The 16,969-nt window shown below is 72.1% G+C and carries 14 protein-coding genes; 10 read left to right on the forward strand and 4 right to left on the reverse strand.

The genetic code is table 11. The features are described from left to right. Positions 1–41 precede the first annotated feature (41 nt). The 3 genes from PUR53_RS14820 to PUR53_RS14830 all read left to right on the forward strand — a co-directional run bounded on the left by PUR53_RS14820 (position 42) and on the right by PUR53_RS14830 (position 2,206). Positions 42–1,262: an aminoglycoside phosphotransferase family protein gene (locus tag PUR53_RS14820; RefSeq protein WP_329908530.1), complete on the forward strand. Its 1,221-nt coding sequence runs from the start codon at positions 42–44 to the stop codon at positions 1,260–1,262. Further along, positions 1,262–1,801 (forward strand): hypothetical protein, encoded by a 540-nt coding sequence (locus PUR53_RS14825; protein WP_329900950.1) that lies wholly within the window; start codon positions 1,262–1,264, stop codon positions 1,799–1,801. The genes PUR53_RS14820 and PUR53_RS14825 overlap by 1 nt, the downstream gene beginning before the upstream one ends. Positions 1,802–1,942: 141 nt before the next feature. Continuing rightward, positions 1,943–2,206, forward strand: a complete 264-nt coding sequence (locus tag PUR53_RS14830; RefSeq protein ID WP_239750367.1) for a GlsB/YeaQ/YmgE family stress response membrane protein — start codon at positions 1,943–1,945, stop codon at positions 2,204–2,206. A gap of 412 nt (positions 2,207–2,618) precedes the next feature. On the opposite strand, the gene PUR53_RS14840 is transcribed toward PUR53_RS14830, so the two are convergent. Then, entirely contained in the window at positions 2,619–3,413 is a 795-nt protein-coding gene (locus PUR53_RS14840; RefSeq protein WP_329900951.1) for a GNAT family N-acetyltransferase, read from the reverse strand. A gap of 234 nt (positions 3,414–3,647) precedes the next feature. Here PUR53_RS14840 and PUR53_RS14845 point away from each other — a divergent pair, with 234 nt between their 5' ends. Next, positions 3,648–4,796 (forward strand): acyltransferase family protein, encoded by a 1,149-nt coding sequence (locus PUR53_RS14845; protein WP_329908531.1) that lies wholly within the window; start codon positions 3,648–3,650, stop codon positions 4,794–4,796. On the opposite strand, the gene PUR53_RS14850 is transcribed toward PUR53_RS14845, so the two are convergent. Continuing rightward, positions 4,774–5,622, reverse strand: a complete 849-nt coding sequence (locus PUR53_RS14850; protein ID WP_329908532.1) for a GNAT family N-acetyltransferase — start codon at positions 5,620–5,622, stop codon at positions 4,774–4,776. The genes PUR53_RS14845 and PUR53_RS14850 overlap by 23 nt on opposite strands. Before the next feature lie 349 nt (positions 5,623–5,971). Here PUR53_RS14850 and PUR53_RS14855 point away from each other — a divergent pair, with 349 nt between their 5' ends. The 3 genes from PUR53_RS14855 (at position 5,972) to PUR53_RS14865 (ending at position 9,559) form a co-directional block, all read left to right on the forward strand. After that, positions 5,972–7,636: an alpha/beta hydrolase gene (locus tag PUR53_RS14855; protein ID WP_329908533.1), complete on the forward strand. Its 1,665-nt coding sequence runs from the start codon at positions 5,972–5,974 to the stop codon at positions 7,634–7,636. 124 nt (positions 7,637–7,760) lie between these two features. Next, positions 7,761–8,291 carry a DUF4232 domain-containing protein gene (locus tag PUR53_RS14860; protein ID WP_329900955.1) on the forward strand — a complete coding sequence of 177 codons (531 nt, stop codon included), beginning with the start codon at positions 7,761–7,763 and terminating at the stop codon, positions 8,289–8,291. Positions 8,292–8,452: 161 nt separating this feature from the next. After that, positions 8,453–9,559, forward strand: a complete 1,107-nt coding sequence (locus tag PUR53_RS14865; RefSeq protein WP_329900956.1) for a baeRF3 domain-containing protein — start codon at positions 8,453–8,455, stop codon at positions 9,557–9,559. A gap of 41 nt (positions 9,560–9,600) precedes the next feature. On the opposite strand, the gene PUR53_RS14870 is transcribed toward PUR53_RS14865, so the two are convergent. Further along, complete coding sequence (locus tag PUR53_RS14870; protein ID WP_329900957.1) at positions 9,601–10,014, reverse strand: SsgA family sporulation/cell division regulator; 414 nt, start codon at positions 10,012–10,014, stop codon at positions 9,601–9,603. A gap of 376 nt (positions 10,015–10,390) precedes the next feature. Between PUR53_RS14870 and PUR53_RS14875 the strand changes: the two genes are divergently transcribed. Next, positions 10,391–11,821, forward strand: a complete 1,431-nt coding sequence (locus tag PUR53_RS14875) for a PP2C family protein-serine/threonine phosphatase (RefSeq protein WP_329900958.1) — start codon at positions 10,391–10,393, stop codon at positions 11,819–11,821. A 35-nt stretch (positions 11,822–11,856) separates the two neighbouring features. Here the strand turns inward: PUR53_RS14875 and PUR53_RS14880 are convergent, their stop codons facing one another. After that, positions 11,857–13,368 (reverse strand): DNA-binding protein NsdB, encoded by a 1,512-nt coding sequence (locus PUR53_RS14880; RefSeq protein WP_329908534.1) that lies wholly within the window; start codon positions 13,366–13,368, stop codon positions 11,857–11,859. Between the two features lie 236 nt (positions 13,369–13,604). Here PUR53_RS14880 and PUR53_RS14885 point away from each other — a divergent pair, with 236 nt between their 5' ends. Together PUR53_RS14885 and PUR53_RS14890 are read left to right on the forward strand one after the other, a co-directional pair. Continuing rightward, positions 13,605–14,747, forward strand: a complete 1,143-nt coding sequence (locus PUR53_RS14885) for an aminoglycoside phosphotransferase family protein (protein ID WP_329908535.1) — start codon at positions 13,605–13,607, stop codon at positions 14,745–14,747. Between the two features lie 230 nt (positions 14,748–14,977). Continuing rightward, complete coding sequence (locus PUR53_RS14890; RefSeq protein ID WP_329908536.1) at positions 14,978–16,948, forward strand: N-acetylmuramoyl-L-alanine amidase; 1,971 nt, start codon at positions 14,978–14,980, stop codon at positions 16,946–16,948. Positions 16,949–16,969 lie beyond the last annotated feature (21 nt).

The following is a 16,969-nucleotide window of genomic DNA, read 5'->3' on the forward strand; positions in this document are numbered from 1 at the left end:
CCTGCATGTCAATCGTCGGAGGCGGGCCCCACACTGTCGCCGTGAGTCGGACTTTCAGCGCATGGGTGACCTCGGGTGCGGACTTCCTCGGCGTCACCGGCCCGTTCCCCGTCGACGTTCCGTGGTGGGCCGAGGCCGGGCCCGTCGTGGAGCGACTGGAGCGCGCAATCGGGGTGAGCGTGTTCGTGCTGCGGCTGCTGGACGTCGACGGCGGTGAGGGCGGGCGCGACGGCCATGTGACGTACCACGTGGAGGCGTCGGAACCTCCCGCGCCCGGAAGGCTGGAGCGACGCTCCGTCGATCACACCCGGTGGGACACGGACGACGCCCTCCGCTCCCCGTGGGCACGCGCCGACGGGCTGCGGGAACTGCTCGGCTGGGCCTCGCGGACCCTGGCCGCGCTGGGGCGGCCCGTGACGGGACCGGTCGAGCAGCGGCGGACCTGGAACCTGGCGGGCCTCTTCAGGCTGCCCACCGCGCGAGGACCGGTCTGGCTCAAGGCGACCCCGGGCTTCGCCTCCGACGAGGCCGCCGTCATCGCCGCCTTCACCCAGGTGGACGCCGGACTCGTCCCGACGGTGCTCGCCGCCGACGAGCGGCGGATGCTGCTGGAGCACATCCCCGGCGAGGACTGCTGGGCGGCCGACGGCGCGACGGTCGAGTCGGCGGTACGCCGCCTGGTCGCCGCGCAGGCGGTCCTCGCCCGCCGGCGGCCACCCGGACCACGGGACCGGCGGGCTCCGGTTTTGGCCGGGCTGGCGCGTGACCTGCTCGACGGCCGGGCCGACCTGGACATCACCGCACACGAGCGGGACAGGGCAAGGGAGTTGACGGGCCGCTGGGACGAACTCGCGCGGTGCGGCCTCCCCGACACGCTGGTGCACGCCGACTTCCATCCGGGCAACTGGCGCAGCGACGGCGGGCCACCGGTCGTCGTGGACTTCGCCGACGCCCACTGGGGCAACCCGGTGCTCGACTGTCTGCGTCTGTACGACTTCCTCCCCGAGTCGGTACGCCCCACGGCCGTCCGGGTCTGGGTCGACGCCTGGAGGGCCCACGTCCCGCAGAGCGACCCCGCCCGAGCGCTCACCCTGGCCGAGCCGCTGGCGCACCTCGCGTACGCCGTGCGCTACCAGGAGTTCCTCGACGGCATCGAGCCCTCGGAACGGCCGTACCACGAGGGCGACCCGGCGGCGGTGATCCGCAGGGCCCTGCACTGCGAGACCCACTCGAGCCTCGGCTCCTCGGAGGTGGCGGGCTGATGGACCGCGCCGAGGTACTGCTCATCGGAGGCCGGGCCGGGGTCGGCAAGTCGACGGTGGGCTGGGAGATCTCCGACCGGCTGCGGGCCGCCGAGGTCGCGCACGCCGTCATCGAGGGCGACTTCATGGGGCAGGTGCACCCGGCGCCCGCGGGCGATCCGCACCGTGTGGCGATCGGTGAGCGCAATCTCACCGCCGTGTGGGGCAATTACGCGGCCCTCGGGTACCGGCGGCTCGTCTACACCAACACCCTGAGCGTGCTCGCCGAGATCGAGGGCACCTTCCGGCGGGCCATGGGCGCCGATGTCCGGATCGTACGGGTGCTCCTGACCGCCTCCGACGAGACTGCCGAGCGGCGGCTGCGGGGCCGGGAGATCGGTTCCGAGCTGGAGCGGGAGCTGACCGGCAGTGCGCGCAAGGCACGGCTGCTGGACGAACAAGCGCCGGCGGACACCGTCCGCGTCGCGACCGACGGGCGCACCGTCATGGACATCGCCGCGGAGGTGCTCGCCGTCACGGGCTGGGTACCGGACGCCTGACCGGTGGCGGGCACCGGACGGGTCGCGGGCACCGGACGGGTGGCGGGCCCGTGAAGAAGGTGAAACGGAAACGGACTGCACTCGCGTTCGAAGGGCACTCGCACGGTTGCGGATATCCCGACGACAAGGGGCGGAGTTCAGATGGAGATCGACGGCATCATCAGTGCCATCGTCATCGGCATTGTCATAGGCGTGCTCGGCCGGCTCGTCGTACCGGGCCGGCAGCGCATCGGCATCCTGCTGACGATCCTCGTGGGCATCGTCGCCGCGCTGATCGGCAGCGCGCTCGCCGCGGGGATCGGCGTGGCCGACACCGGCGGGGTCGACTGGATCGAGTGGCTCATCCAGATCGCCCTGGCGGCCCTGGGCATCGTGGCACTGGACCGTACGCGGGCCCGCCGCTGAGCGGCCCGGGAGCAACGGCGGGCGCCCACGCGCGTCCGGAAACGCGTTGCGGGTGATCGCGCCCGGCGGCTAGCGTCGCCGGGCGCCGCCGTTCGCCCGTCGACCCTTCCGGAGCCCCGTTGCCGCCCCGTGTTACCTGGCCAAGTGGATACGGCCAGTGGCAACGGAGAGGCCCCGAACCATCTCTCCGGTGGCGCGGGGGCCCCGCACGCTGGCGCCATATCCGGCGTCCCGATCGCGCGAACACGTTGACCCCGACGGCCCAGTGCGCCGCAAGCCAGGAAGCCGACCATCACACGATCGAGTTGAAGCGGCCTTATGCGCAACCTCCCCATGCGCCGGGTCAACGACATGCTGGGCTACCGGCCCACGCACACGGCGATCGAGTACCAGCTCGACCTGTGACCGGCGGTCAGGCCGCCGCCGTGCTCCCCACCGCGTACTCGTACGGCGTGGTCGTCGTGAGCGGCTCGAAACCGAGGCGGGCCAGGATCGGACGGCTGCGGGCCAGCGCGTCGACCTGGACGTAGCGATAGCCGCGGTCGGCCGCGACACGGGCGCGGTGGGCGACCAGGGCCCGGTAGACGCCCCGGCCGCGCCAGCCCTCGACGGTGCCGCCGCCCCACAGTCCGGCGAAGCGGGTGCCGGGCAGCAGCTCCATCCGGGCGGCGCTCACCGGTACGTCCCCGGCGAACGCCACGACGGCCACGACCGTCTCGGTGTCGCCGGTGAGCTGGGCCAGGAGCTGGTGGCGCAGCCGGGAGCTGTCGGTGCCGAAGGCCTTCGCATGGACGTCGGCCACCAGGTCCACACCCGCGCGGTCGGTGACCGGCACGATCCGTACGCCCTCGGGCGGCTCGACGTCGAGGGTGAGGTCGGCGACCTCGGCGACCATCAGCGTCTCCTCCGGAGCGGGCGTGAAACCGGCCGCGCGCAGTCGGTGCCCCAGGTCGACGGGGAGATCGTGGCCGTACAGCTTCCATTCGAAGTCGCGTCCGAGACCGGAGAAGTACCGGATCTGCTCGGTGATCGCCGCGTCGGCGCCCGCCTCGTCCAGATCGGACCAGACGACACCGCTCCAGCCCTGCTCGGAACCGACTTGGCGCACCACCCCGCCCACCCGCTCGATCCGGGCTCCGGGCCCGTCGGGGCGGGCCCCCTCTCGCATGTCCCGGTCGAACAGTGCCAGCACAGCAGCGTGATCCATGGTGCTCACTCCATCATCAGTCGTTCACCCTGGCAACGGAATTCAACCGATTTCCCACCGCTCGGGGTGCGGGCGCCGACGAGGGGCGGGTGCCGGAGCCGAGCCGGCGGGTGCGGGAGCCGAGCCGACGGTTCCACGCCAAATGTGTCGATGATGCCGTCGAGGGCGACTGAGACCGGCGTGGCGGGGCAGGCGGTCCGGGTTCAGTCGTCGTCGTCCGGAGACCTCTCACCGATGCCCGAAGACGTGGTGCAGCACAGCCGCCCCGCCCCCGCCGCGCCGCCCGACGGGGAGCGGCCCCGCGCGAGGCGGACCTCGCGGGACCCGTACTTCGACAACGCGAAGTACCTCACCATCGTCCTGGTGGCGTGCGGGCACGCGTGGGAGCCGCTGACGTACGGCAGTCGGACCGTGACGGCGGCGTACCTGACCGTCTACGCGTTCCACATGCCGGCCTTCGCCCTGATCTCCGGGTACTTCTCGCGGAGCTTCGACATGGCGCCCGGCCGGCTGAAGCGGCTGCTGACGGGCGTGGCCCTGCCGTACGTCGTGTTCGAGACGGCGTACACGTTCTTCTACCGGTGGGCCGAGGACGACTGGGGCTATCCGCTGAGCCTGCTGGACCCCTGGTACGTGATGTGGTTCCTGGTCGCGCTCTTCATCTGGCGGCTGACCACACCCCTGTGGCTGATGCTGCGTCACCCGCTGCCGGTCGCACTGGGCCTGGCCATGCTGGCGGCGGTCTCACCGGACCTCGGCGGCGACGTCTCCATCCAGCGGGTGCTGGGCTTCCTGCCGTTCTTCGTGCTGGGACTGACCCTGCGCGCCGAGCACTTCGAACGGCTGCGCACCCGCCGGGTACGGCTGTGGCTGCTCCCGGTCGGTCTCGGGGCGTTCGTGGTGGGCTACTGGGTCGCCCCCTGGTTCGACGCGGGCTGGTTCTACCACCGGGGCAGCGTCACCGGCCAGGGCGTGACCCGCTGGGCCGGGTTGCTGACCACGCCCGCCCTGTTCTGTCTGGCGGTGCTGCTGACGGCCTGCTTCCTGGCCTGGGTGCCGCGCCGGCAGCTGTGGTTCACGGCGCTGGGCGCGGGCACGATGTACGGCTATCTGCTGCACGGCTTCGTGATCAAGTGGGCGCGTTTCCGGGACTGGTACGCCGTCGAGTGGCTGCACACCCCGCTCGGGGAACTCGCGGTCACCGCCGTGGCGATCGGCGGCATCACCCTGCTGTGCACCTCCCCCGTACGGACCGCGCTCCGCTGTGTCGTCGAGCCCCGCATGGAGTGGGCCTTCCGAAAGGCCCCCGAGCGAGCCCCAGACGCTGACCGAGCCCCAGCCCCTGACCGAGCTCCCTCCCCTAGCCGAGCTCCAGAGTCGTGACCCCGAAGACGCGCTCGGCCGCGTACGGCCGGATCGGGCCGGTGTACATGCGGGCCGTCTCGAAGGACGGCGTCAGCCCGTACTCCTCGACCAGCGCCACGGCGTCCGTGTTCGGCTCCGGCACGTCGACGGCCAGCTCACGGCCCGCGGCCTCGGCTGCCAGGCCCGCGAACAGCGCGCGGGCGTCGGCGGCGGTGTCGGCGAACAGGGGACCGATGCGCAGGGCGTCCCTGCCGGGCCGGATGACGCCGTAGCCGGTGAGCCGCCCGTCGACGATCCGCGCGAGGGCCCGGTGTCCCTCGGCGGTCAGCCAGTGCTCCAGGAAGCGGGGTCGGTCGGCCGGGTGGCAGGCCCTGTCGTACGCCGCGAGGAGCCCGGCGTCGTCGACGGACCGGACGTCGGCGGGTACGGCGGTCTCCGGCACCACGCCGGAGTACCGGAAGGTGCGGTGGGCGGGCTCGAAGCCGGACTGGCGGTAGTTGTCCTGCTGCGCCACCACTCCGTCGAGGCCCACGGTGCGCTCGCCCGCGTGGGCGAGCGCGGTCTTCCAGGTGGCGAGGCCGTGGCCCTGGCCGCGCAGGTCAGGGCGGACCAGGTAGAAGCCGAGGAAGGCGTAGTCGTCGCCGTAGGTGACGACGGAGACGGAGGAGACCGGCTCCCCGTCGAGCCTGCCGATGAAGAAGCCCTCGGGGTCCTGTGCGAAGAAGCACGCCGGGTCCGAGAGGCCCGGGTTCCAGCCCTCGTCCCCCGCCCACCGGGCGACCACCGCCCAGTCGTCGAGCGTGGCCCGGGTGACGACGAGGTCCTGATGGCCCGGAGAGGTCATCTCTGCGCTCCTTCGCTGAGGTCGCGAGTGCGCGGCCGCCGTGCGACCGCGGGCACGGTGGTCGGCCGGGCCCCTCAGCATCCTCGCCGAAGCCCGATCACGCCCGCGACGCCGGAAACGGCCGACCTCGCGGCGCGACGGGCCGCTCCCACGTCCCGGTTCACGCGTACGGGCTACGCGCCGACCGTGGCCTCGGCGATCGCCCGCGCCGCCGGTGCGGGTCCCGGGCGGCGCAGAGTACGGCACCTCCGGGTGGCCCGCCCGCCGGGAGGCGTGGCCTCGAGGGGCCGCCTATGGTGATCCGGGGGTCGTCCCCGGCCGCCCTGGCCGGGCTTCCCTGGAGGCACGCATGTGGTCCACGCACAGACGGCGCCCTCTCACCGGAGCCGCGGTCACGGTGCTCGCCCTGCTGGGGGCCGGGCTGCCCGCCCTGACGGCGGGCGCCGACGACGACAAGGACGACGGCCGGCCCGACCTGAGCCGCTTCTACGACCAGAAGATCAAGTGGTCGAAGTGCGAGGGCATGGAGATGCCCCGGGATCTGCGCTGCGGCAAGGTCACCGTGCCTCTCGACTACGCCCGGCCCCAGCTCGGCACCCTCGACCTGGCGGTGGCCCGCTACCGGGCCACCGGCGACTCACGCGGCTCGCTGCTGCTGAACTTCGGCGGCCCCGGCGGCCCGGGAGTGCCCGAACTCGCCTACGGCGGCAAGGACTTCATGGACCTGACCAAGGGCTACGACGTCGTCTCCTTCGACCCGCGCGGTGTGGGCCGCTCCTCCCCGGTCAGCTGCGGCGACGGCACCGACGAGGCCCTGGAGGCGACCGACGGCGGCGAGGACTCCGACGCCCCGAAGCTCGCGCTCGAACGGCTGCGGCGGGCGGCCGCCGAGTGCCGGGAGAACTCCGGCCCGGTGCTGCGGCACATAGGCACCCGCGACGCCGCCCGCGACCTCGACGTGATGCGCGCCGCCCTCGGCGACAAGAAGCTCAACTACCTCGGCTTCTCCTACGGCACCCGGCTGGGCGCGGTGTACGCCGCGGAGTTCCCCGAGAAGGTGGGCCGGATGGCCCTCGACGGGGTCGACACCCTGAGCGAGCCGCTGACCGAACAGAATCTGGTGGCCGCACAGGGCCAGCAGACCGCGTTGGAGGACTACCTCGACGCCTGCACCGAGGAGCTGACGTGTCCGTTCGGGCAGGACTCCCGCTCGGCCCGTGAGCAGGTCGTGGCGCTGGTCGACTCACTGGACGAGTACCCCCTGCCCTCGGACTTCGGGCCGGACTTCACGGGCCAGGACCTGGTGGGCGCCATCGGCCACGCCCTCTACAGCGAACAGTTGTGGCCCATGCTCACCCAGGCGCTCAACATGCTCGTCCACGACGGGGACACCCGGGGCGTCATGGCCCTCACCGGCGGCGGCTTCGCCCCGCCCGCCACCCCGTACCGCACATCGGCGCCGACCGCCCCGTACCGCGCCTCGTCACCGGCCCGACCGCACGACCCTCCCGATCCCACCCCCTCCGGCAGCCCGACCCCGCACGAGGGCCTGGTCGACATCGAGGAGATCCCGCTGGACAACCTCCCCGCCGCACTGATGTCGATCAACTGCGCCGACGACCCCGACCGGCCCACCGCCAGGGAGATCACCGACAATCTGGGGAACCTGCGCGCCGCCTACGAGGACGCCTCCCCCGTGTTCGGCCGGTACCGGCTCACCCAGGTCCTGATGTGCTACGGCCGCCCCGCGGGCACCGATTTCATCCGCGAGGAGGTGCGGGACGTCGACACCCCGAAGATGCTGCTCGTGGGCACCCGGGGCGACCCGGCCACCCCGTACCGCTGGACCGTGGAGACGGCGAAGCGGCTCGGCTCCTCGGCGGTCGTCCTCGACAACAAGGGCAAGGGGCACACCGGGTACGGGTCGTCGAAGTGCGTGCACGAGAAGGTCGACGACTTCCTGCTGTTCGGGACGCTGCCGGACGACGGAAGTTCCTGCGGAGTCGACGATTGAGCATCGGGCGTGCAACACGGGCGCATCCGGTACAACCCCGGACGCATCTCGCTCGTCACACTGGGCAGACGTCACGTTTGCGCGTGCCGTACCCGTATGTGACTGAAACTGGGGGATTCCACCGATGCGTATCCGTTCCTGGCTCACCGTCTCCACCGTGGCCACCGCAGGCGCCGCCCTCCTGCTCACCTCCGCTCCCCAGGGGCTCGCCGCCCAGCCCGCGGCGAAGACCCCGGTCTGCAAGTCGAAGGTCCTGAAGCTGGGGGCCAAGCAGGCGAAGGACAAGCGGATCGTGCACATCAGCGTCAAGAACACCGGTACCCGCACCTGCACGATCGACCGCCTCCCCGTCGTCACCTTCGGCGACCTCGACGGGGCGGCCCAGCCCGTGCCGTCGGGCGAGAGCGGCCCGTACAAGGTCGGCGCGGGGAAGACGGTGTACGCCGCGGTCCGCACGATCGCCGACCTCAAGGACCCCGAGGCGCGTCGTGTCGGCACGGTCACGGTGTCGGCCAACCCCAACCTCTACGGCCGCACATTCACCCTGAAGCAGCTGGGCGCCACCCAGAAGGTCAAGGTCTGGGAGCCGGTGACGACCTGGTGGAAGCCGTCGAAGGCCGCCGCCGACAAGGCGCTGAAGAAGGAAGTCGGCTGACCCCCACGGCAGCCGCCGCACCGGCGAGCCCGTCGGCGCGCACCGGTGCGGTGCGCGCCGGCGGGCTCGTTCGTCGTACCCGACAGCCCTCCCGGGAGGTCCTCGCGGGTGACCTGGTTACCCCAAATGCCCGATACGTGAATCAGTCCTATCGTGAAGAGATGGAGCAAGCCCTCTCTCCCGCGACCCTCATCGAACTGCGCCGTCCACGGCCCTACCCCGCGGTCTCGGTCCTGACGCCGACGCACCGCCGGGAGCCCGAGAACACCCAGGACCCGGTCCGGCTGCGCAATGTCGTGGCCGAGGCGAAGAAACGGCTGGAGCACGATCCCGCCGTCACCCGGGAGCGGCGCAACGACGTCGCGGAGCAGTTGGACCGGGCGCTGGCCGAGGTCGATCTCACGCACGCCGAGGACGGACTGGCCATCTTCGCCGCACCCGGTGAGCACCAGGTCTGGTCGCTGACCCGTCCGGTACCGGAGCGCGTGGTGCTCTCGGACACCTTCCTCACCCGCAACCTGGTGGCCGCGCACGCCGCCGAGCGGCGGTTCTGGGTGCTCGCGGTCTCCCCCGACCGGGTCACCCTGTGGAACGGCGGCGGCGACCGTGTCACCGAGGCGCACGTCGGCGGGTTCCCGATGACCAGGGACCGCGACAACTTCGACGCCGAGCGACTGGAACGGATCGGCGATCTGCCGTCCACCTTCCGCGACGAGGACACCCGGCACTTCCTGCGCGACGCCGACACCGCGCTGGCCCGGCTGCTGCGCACCCGGCGGCGGCCCCTGTACGTCACCGGCGAGACGGCCGCGCTGTCCCTGCTCGACGAGATCGGCACGGTCACCAGGGACGCCACCCACATCCCGCACGGCGGTCTCGCGCACGGCACCCCGGAGGCCGTCTGGCAGGCGGTCGGGCCGGTGGTCGCCGCCGAGGACCGCAGGAACGCCGACACGGTGGCGCGACGGCTCGAAGCGGCGCGCGGTCACAAGACGTTCGCCGCGGGGGTCGACGAGGTCCGGCAGAACGCCCAGCAGGGCCGGATCCAGCTCCTTGCCGTCGAGGAGAACTTCCGGACGGCCGTCCGCGCGGACGGCGGCAGCGACGGCGCCCATCTCGTGCCGGCCGAGAGCGGGGACCTCGACGTCCGCGAGGACATCGTGGACGAGATCGTCGAGCGATGCCTGGACACCGGCGCCGAGGTCCGCTTCGTCCCCGACGGCATGCTCGGCGACGCACGGGGCATCGCGGGCGTCCTGCGCTACTGAGCCGTGCCCCGACCTCACGTCCCGCGTCGCCGGGAGCGAGGTCAGACACCCCGCAGCAGGGACGTCAGGCCCCGGTCGAGCGCGGGGCCCACCTCCTCGCTCCCGGCGGCGACGACGGCATAGCTGCGCAGCAGGAAGCGCTGGAGTGCCGCCTTCTCGAACCGGAGCAGGGCCATGCCGTACGGGGAGTGCAGCTCCACCACCGTGCGGAAGCGGCCGCTGGGCCGGATGTGGACGTCGCCGGCGCCCGCGGGGATCCGTACGCCCTCCTCCAGCAGTCCACGGGAGAACGTCCAGGTCACCATGGAACCGTTCAGGGAGATGTCGGCCGGGAAGTCGAGGTGCACAGCCAGCGGATCGTCGGAGGAATAGCGCAGGCTCGCGGGCACCGGGACCTCCCCGTCCTCGTCGGTGACGAGGAGTGCGCGGGCGGGCTGTTCCAGCGTGACGGTCATGAACGGTCTCCGTTTCGGATGAAGCTCTTCCTGCCGAGGGGTTTCGCAGCAGGCGGTCTCCTGGATTCATCGCTGTGACCCATGTCACTCAGCGACTTGAGGAAGCACTCGCACATACGCCCCTCGAACAGGGGAATGAAAGAGAGGTGGGCGCGGCCGACGATCCGTCAAGTCGCGTACGATTCCTACGACTTGGACCTTCAGGACGCACATCGACCCGCGGCGGTGGACCCCGTCGGCGAGGACGGTGGCATATGCCAGAAGCACCGCCTTATCGTGTCTTGCCAAATCCCTTACAGCGCGTCGGGGGCTGTGCAACAGTCGTAATCGGCCCTTACGTCAGCGTTGGTCGTACCGTCCCCCATCGGAGTACGTGATGCCGTCCCCTCTCTCTGCGGATCGTCCCGCCGCCCAGCCGCCCCGACGCGGCACGGTCGACGCGCTCATCTCGCAGACGCGACGGCTACGGGGCGACATGGACGCCGTACGACGCGACGCGCCCGCCGACGAGGCCGATCCCGAGATCCGCTGGCAACGGGCGCTCTACGACCTGGCCCTGCATCAACTGCGCGACCTGGACGGCCACTTGGCGCAGCTGCGGGACGGGCCGGCCCCGCCGCCCGCCCCCGGGCCCACGGCCGGCCTTCCGGTCGCGCCGCCCCCGGCCCCCCGGCGCGAGTCGCTGCTCAGCCGCGTCGGCAGCGCCGAGTGGAACCTCCTGACGGACGAGGCGAGTTGGTCCGGCGAGCTGTTCCAGATCCTCGGCCGCGACCCCGCCGCCCCGCCGCTCACCCTGGACGAACTGCCGTCGCTGGTCCTCGACGAGGACCGTCCGCACCTGACGGCGATGGTCACGGACTGCCTCGTCGACGCGCAACGCATCGACGGGGAGTTCCGGATCGTGCTCCCCGACGGCGGGGTGCGCACCGTGCACATGATGGGCGAGCCCGTGCTCGACGACGACGGCGGTACGGCCTCCATGTGGGCCGTGCTGCGGGACGTCAGCGAACTGCGGCGCAGCCAGCGGGCGGTGAGCGAGACCCGTGACTCGCTCCACCGTCAGCGGCACATCGCGCAGACCGAGCACCGGCTCGCGGTCGAGCTGCAGGAGGCCGTGCTGCCACCGTGGCGCGGCCCCCTGCGGCTCCCGCAACAGGGCCCCGCCAGCCTGGACCTGGCCGCCCACTACCTGCCCTGCTCGACCAGCGCGCTGATCGGCGGCGACTGGTACGACGCCCTCGAACTACCGGGCGGCGAAAGCCTGTTGAGCGTCGGTGACCTCACCGGTCACGGTGTCACCGTGACCTCGGGCATGGCGATGCTGATCGGCGCGCTGCGCGGCATGGCGATGTCGGGCACCGATCCTGGCCGGCTGATGGCCTGCCTCAACCAGTTACTGGACGCCACCGTGCAGCCGGCGCTCGGCAGCGCCGTCTGCTGCCGCTACCGGCCGGACACCCGCACCCTCGTCTGGGCGCAGGCCGGGCACCCCGCCCCGCTGCTGTTCCGCGACGGGACGGGGCGTGTGCTGCCCCCGCCGGACGGCGTCCTGCTCGGAGCGACCTCGGGTGCCGTCTACGGGCAGGCCGAAGTGACCCTCGAACAGGGCGATCTGCTGCTCCTGCACACCGACGGGCTGGTGCCCCGGCGGGGCGGAGAGGCAGCCGTCCAGCGGCTGTTGGACCTTGCCCCACGCTTCGGCGAGGCACGTACGGCCCAGGAATGTGTGCGGACAGTGGTGGAGGAGTTCGGCGAGAGGGAGCGTACGGACGACGCGTGTGTGCTCGTCGCCCGGGTCAGCTCCTGAGGCGGGGCAGCTCCTGAGGAGCGGGCCCCGCACGCTCACGCCGGGGCGATGTCGCCCCTGTTCTTCGACAGCGGGGCCTTCGACTGGGGCCTGGGCAGGGAGAGCTTGATCTCCTCCCGCAGGTCCTGGATCTTCGGATAGCTGGAGTACTGACCGGTGAGCCGGTACATCTCGCGCAGCCGGTCCCAGGTGCGGTGGGAGGAGTTGGAACCCATCGACGCCAGCGCCAGCCGGGCGTACCCGCTCGCCTGTTCCGGGTCGTCGCCGATGAAGCAGGCCGAGGCCATCGACAGGTAGTCGAAGATCTGCGACCTCCCCTGCGCGTTCGTCCTGAGGTCCAGCGCCTTCTCCGCGTAGTGCCGGGCGTGCTGGGCCGCGGCCGGTTCGTGCTCCGCGAGGGTGCGGTAGGCCAGGGCCTGCATGCCGTACAGATCCGCCTCGTTGAACATCTGCATCCAGCTCGGCGGCGGCACGTCCCCACGGTCGGAGACGAACAGGTCCTCGGCCTGGCCCAGGGTGCGGCGCATGGCCTGGCCCTTGCCCAGGGATGCCTGCGCCCAGGCCTCGACGGTGTGGAGCATGGCCTTGGTGCGCGGCAGGACCTGGTCGCCGGAGCCGGACTGGGCGAGCTTCATCAGGTCGAGCGCCTCGTCGGGCTTGCCGAGGTGCACCAGTTGTCGGGCCGCCCGGGACAGGGCCTCGCCGGCGCGGGGCCGGTCACCGCCCTCCCTGGCGGCGTGGGCGGCGATGATGAAGTACTTCTGGGCGGTGGGTTCGAGGCCGATGTCGTGCGACATCCAACCGGCGAGGACGGCGAGGTTGGCGGCGACGCCCCACAGGCGCCGCTGGAGGTGTTCGGGGTGACGGTAGGAGAGCATGCCTCCCACCTCGTTGAGCTGTCCCACGACAGCCTTGCGTTGCAGCCCGCCGCCGCGGGCCGCGTCCCAGGCCCGGAACACCTCGACCGAGCGCTCCAGTTCCTCGATCTCCTGCGACCCGATGGGGGCGGCCTCGTAACGGTCGAACCCGGCGGGGTCGGCGTGCAGGGGGTCGTCGAGGTCGGGGGCGTCGGCCGCGAGGGCCGGGTCGGTGTGCAGCCAGTCGTGCATGGCGCTGCTGAGTGCGGATCCCGCGGTGAGCGCGACGCCCGCACCCACCAAGCCGCGTCGGTTGAGCATGAGGTCCATTCCCGTGAATTCGGTGAGGACCGCGGCAGTCCGTTCGGGCGCCCACGGCACACCGTCGGGATGTTCCACACTCCCGCCGCCCTGCCGTTTCCCCGTACGCCCGTGCCGGACCAGACCGAGGTCCTCGATGGTCACGACACGGCCGAGACGCTCGGTGAACAGCGCCGCCAGCACCCGTGGCACGGGATCGCGCGGGATCTCTCCCATGTCGATCCACCGCCGTACCCGTGAGGTGTCGGTCGCCAGCTGGGGGTGGCCCATGGCCGCCGCCTGCCGGTTGACCAGCCTCGCGAGCTCTCCCTTGGACCAGCCGGCCAGGCCGAACAGGTCTGCGAGTCGGGTATTGGGTTGTCCGCTCACGTCAAGCCCCCAGGTTCTCGGCTGAGTTGAATGTAGCCCGCTGTCAGTTGCTCGGGGACTATTCGCCAGGCTTCGCCAGGGTGCGCTAGATGGTGTGCCAGGGCCCATCCGGTGTCAGGTAGGAAAGCGCCACCCCGACCCGGTCGCCCCGACAGGCACTCCCCAGGGTGTCCCCGGTACGGCCGGGGCGGGTGGCGCGTGACCTCGCCGGCACACGAAGGGATCTGTCTTCCCCCATGTACGCAGCATCGTCCTCCGTGTCCGCTCCTCCCCGGTCGCTGCACCCCCGCCAGCCGGGCGGCGGCGGCCCCTACCTCGACCCCACGCGTACGGCGGCCCCGATGCTCGGCGGCGGCCGGACGCGGCGCGTGCCGGGGCTCGGCACCCAACCGCTCAGCGGGAGACTCGACTTGTCCGGCCCCCAGGGCGCGCAGCTGCGCACGGCGATCGCCTCGGTGCACCGCATCTGTCCGGAGTTCGCGCCGGTCCAGGTGCTGCGCCGCAGCGGCCGCTCGGTGCTGCTCGTCGGTACGACAGGGCGCAGCACGGCCGTCGCGAAGTGTTTACTGGATCATTCGCCCATCTGGGAGGAGCGGTCCCGGCACGAAATAGCCGCATACCGCTCGTTCGTCCGGCACCGCCCACCCGTGCGGGCGCCGAGGCTGATCGCGGCGGACCCGGACAACTGCACCCTGGTCATCGAGCGGATGCCGGGCCGGGTGGCCGCCCTGCAGCGGCATCCGGTGGAGGCGCCGCCGCGCGCCGACATCCGGGCGGCGCTCGGCGCGATCTGCCGGCTGAACGCGTGGCGGCCGCCGACGGGGACGTTCGACGCCCCGCTGGACTACGCGGAGCGGATCTCCCGCTTCCATGAGCTGGGTCTGCTCACCGACCGGGACATGGGCGATCTGCAGAAGCTGCTGCACGGCATCGCGCACGCGTCGGGCCGTCAGGGCATGGGCCAGTTCTGTCACGGCGACGCCCTCCTGTCGAACATCCTGCTCTCACCGGCCGGTCCAGTGCTGGTGGACTGGGAGCACGCGGGCTGGTATCTGCCGGGGTACGACCTGGCGACGCTGTGGGCGGTGCTCGGGGACGCCCCGGTGGCGCGGCGGCAGATCAGTCAGCTGGCGCAGTCGGCGGGCCCGGCCTCCCGGGACGCGTTCCTGGTGAACCTGATGCTCGTGCTGACCCGCGAGATCCGTACCTACGAGACGGCCGTGCAGCGTTCGATGCACGACGCGACCCCGGCGGCACCGGGTCAGGCCCATCCGGCTGCTGCGCCGTCCGGCGAGGAACAGCGGCTGCTGCTCAGGCGGCTGCACGACGACTGCCAGCTGGCCCGCAAGGCCGTACGGGCGGCGGTCGGCACTCGCTGAGGGGATACGAAGGTCCGCGGTGTGCCTGCGCAAGGGCGCACCGCGGGCCTTCGTCATGACCGGGGCCGGCCATGCGCCCGGCAATCACCGGGGAAGCAGCGTCCTGGGGGCATGATTGACGGATCGTCGGCCGACCGATAGCACTGACGCACTCCCCCACGCTCGGCTGCGCACGCGGGAGGAGCATGGTCCGCCGCCCCGTCCACGCCCCACCGTCAGAGGAGGCCGCCTTGCGAGGATCCCCCACCGATCGCAGGCCCACCCCGCGTCACAGACCTGTCCGCAGAGCCGCGCTCGCCGTGGCTCCCGCCGTTCTGCTGCTGCCCCTGTTGGGGGCGGCCCCGCCGGAGAGCCGCTCTGCGGCCTCCGCCGGACTGCAGGGCGCGTTCACCGCCGCATCCGAGAGGTACGGCGTACCGCGCAGTGTCCTGCTCGGCGTCTCCTACCTCCAGTCCCGTTGGGACGCGCACGGCGGCGCGCCCAGTGTGACCGGCGGCTACGGGCCCATGCATCTGACCGATGCGCGCACCGCCCTGGCCGAGGCCCCGCACCACAGCGAGGGCGCGGAGGACGCGCGCGGCGACGAGTCCCGGCCCCTCCCGGCGCCCGAGGCGAAGCTGCCGGAGCCGTCCGAACTCCCGGCCCGGCTGCGGACGTTGACGATGGCGGCCGAGCTGACCGGTCTGTCCGCGCGGACGCTGCGCACCGACGCCGCGGCGAACGTGGCGGGCGGCGCGGCGCTGCTCGCGGCCGCACAGCGGCAGCTCGGCGCGGAACCGAGCGCCGATCCGGCGGACTGGTACGGGGCGGTGGCGCGCTTCTCGGGGGCCGACGACCGAGGCACGGCAGCGGCCTACGCGAACGAGGTGTTCGCGGTCATCCGCGCCGGTGCCGAGCGGGTCACGGACGCCGGCCAGCGGGTGACCCTGGCCGCCGACCCCGGCCTCGCCCCCGACACCGGTCAGCTGTCCCGGGCCGGACTGCGCAAGGCCGCCACCGGTGCCCAGTGCCCGACCACCGTGTCCTGCGAGTGGATCCCGGCGCCGTACCAGGAGTTCGGCGACAACGACTACGGCAACCACGACCTGGCCGACCGGCCGACCTCGCAGCCCATCCGGTACATCGTGGTCCATGACACCGAGGGCTACTGGGACACCACCCTGGAACTGGTCCAGGACCCGACGTATGTGTCGTGGCAGTATTCGCTGCGCTCCACGGACGGGCACATCGCGCAGCACATCAAGCACAAGGACGTGGCCTGGCACGCCGGGAACTGGTACGTCAACGCGGGTTCGATCGGCCTGGAGCACGAGGGGTTCCTCGCCTCGCCGGACGCCTGGTACACGGAGGCGATGTACCGGGCGTCGGCGCGGCTGGTGAGGTACCTGGCCGACAAGTACGACGTGCCGCTGGACCGGCAGCACATCCTGGGCCATGACACGGTGCCCGGTCCGACGACGGCGACGATCCCGGGGATGCACACCGACCCGGGGCCGTACTGGGACTGGCGTCACTACTTCGAGCTGCTGGGCAAGCCGCTCGGTGCGACGTCCGGCAGCGACAGCACCATGGTCACCGTCCTGCCGGACTACGCCGACAACCGGCCCGTGTTCACCGGCTGCGGGTCCGGCGGCGCGACCTGCGCGGTGCACGGCTCCAGCGCGGTACGCCTCTACAGCCGGCCCGACACGTCCTCGCCCCTGATCAAGGACATCGGGCTGCGGCCGGACGGCAGCGTCTCGACGACCAATGTGAACGACCTCGGTTCGCGGGTCTCCACCGGGCAGCAGTACGCGGTCGCGGAGCGGCAGGGCGACTGGACGGCGATCTGGTACCTGGGGCAGAAGGCCTGGTTCCAGAACCCGAAGAGCAAGCCGACGGCGGTCGGCGCGGCCGGTCTGGTCGTGACGCCCCGGGACGGCCTGGCGGACATCCCGGTGTACGGCCGCGCCTATCCGGAGGCGGCGGCGTACCCGGCGGGTGTGCCCGCGCAGGCGGTGTCCCCGTGGCCGTACAAGCTTCTCGCGGGGCAGAAGTACGTCACCGGGGGCCTGGTGCCCGGCGAGTACTACTACGCCGTCTCCTTCGACACGAGCGGGCACCGGTTCGTGGTGGGCAAGGAGCTCTACTACGAGATCCAGTTCGGCCACCGGGTGGCGTTCGTGCGGGCGGCGGATGTGCGGGTGCTGCCGGCCGGGTGAGCGGCAGGGCACGGGGAAGGG

This window comes from Streptomyces sp. SP18BB07 (genome assembly GCF_036322545.1).
Classification (GTDB): Bacteria; Actinomycetota; Actinomycetes; order Streptomycetales; family Streptomycetaceae; genus Streptomyces; species Streptomyces deccanensis.

What these genes read in the sequence shown, in the direction of transcription:
- PUR53_RS14860 (WP_329900955.1), top strand. Translation starts at nt 7,761, where the DNA reads ATGCGTATCCGTTCCTGGCTCACCGTCTCCACCGTGGCCACCGCAGGC.
- PUR53_RS14850 (WP_329908532.1), bottom strand. Translation starts at nt 5,622, where the DNA reads ATGACCTCTCCGGGCCATCAGGACCTCGTCGTCACCCGGGCCACGCTC.
- PUR53_RS14875 (WP_329900958.1), top strand. Translation starts at nt 10,391, where the DNA reads ATGCCGTCCCCTCTCTCTGCGGATCGTCCCGCCGCCCAGCCGCCCCGA.
- PUR53_RS14825 (WP_329900950.1), top strand. Translation starts at nt 1,262, where the DNA reads ATGGACCGCGCCGAGGTACTGCTCATCGGAGGCCGGGCCGGGGTCGGC.
- PUR53_RS14840 (WP_329900951.1), bottom strand. Translation starts at nt 3,413, where the DNA reads ATGGATCACGCTGCTGTGCTGGCACTGTTCGACCGGGACATGCGAGAG.
- PUR53_RS14885 (WP_329908535.1), top strand. Translation starts at nt 13,605, where the DNA reads ATGTACGCAGCATCGTCCTCCGTGTCCGCTCCTCCCCGGTCGCTGCAC.
- PUR53_RS14830 (WP_239750367.1), top strand. Translation starts at nt 1,943, where the DNA reads ATGGAGATCGACGGCATCATCAGTGCCATCGTCATCGGCATTGTCATA.
- PUR53_RS14865 (WP_329900956.1), top strand. Translation starts at nt 8,453, where the DNA reads ATGGAGCAAGCCCTCTCTCCCGCGACCCTCATCGAACTGCGCCGTCCA.
- PUR53_RS14870 (WP_329900957.1), bottom strand. Translation starts at nt 10,014, where the DNA reads ATGACCGTCACGCTGGAACAGCCCGCCCGCGCACTCCTCGTCACCGAC.
- PUR53_RS14855 (WP_329908533.1), top strand. Translation starts at nt 5,972, where the DNA reads ATGTGGTCCACGCACAGACGGCGCCCTCTCACCGGAGCCGCGGTCACG.
- PUR53_RS14845 (WP_329908531.1), top strand. Translation starts at nt 3,648, where the DNA reads ATGCCCGAAGACGTGGTGCAGCACAGCCGCCCCGCCCCCGCCGCGCCG.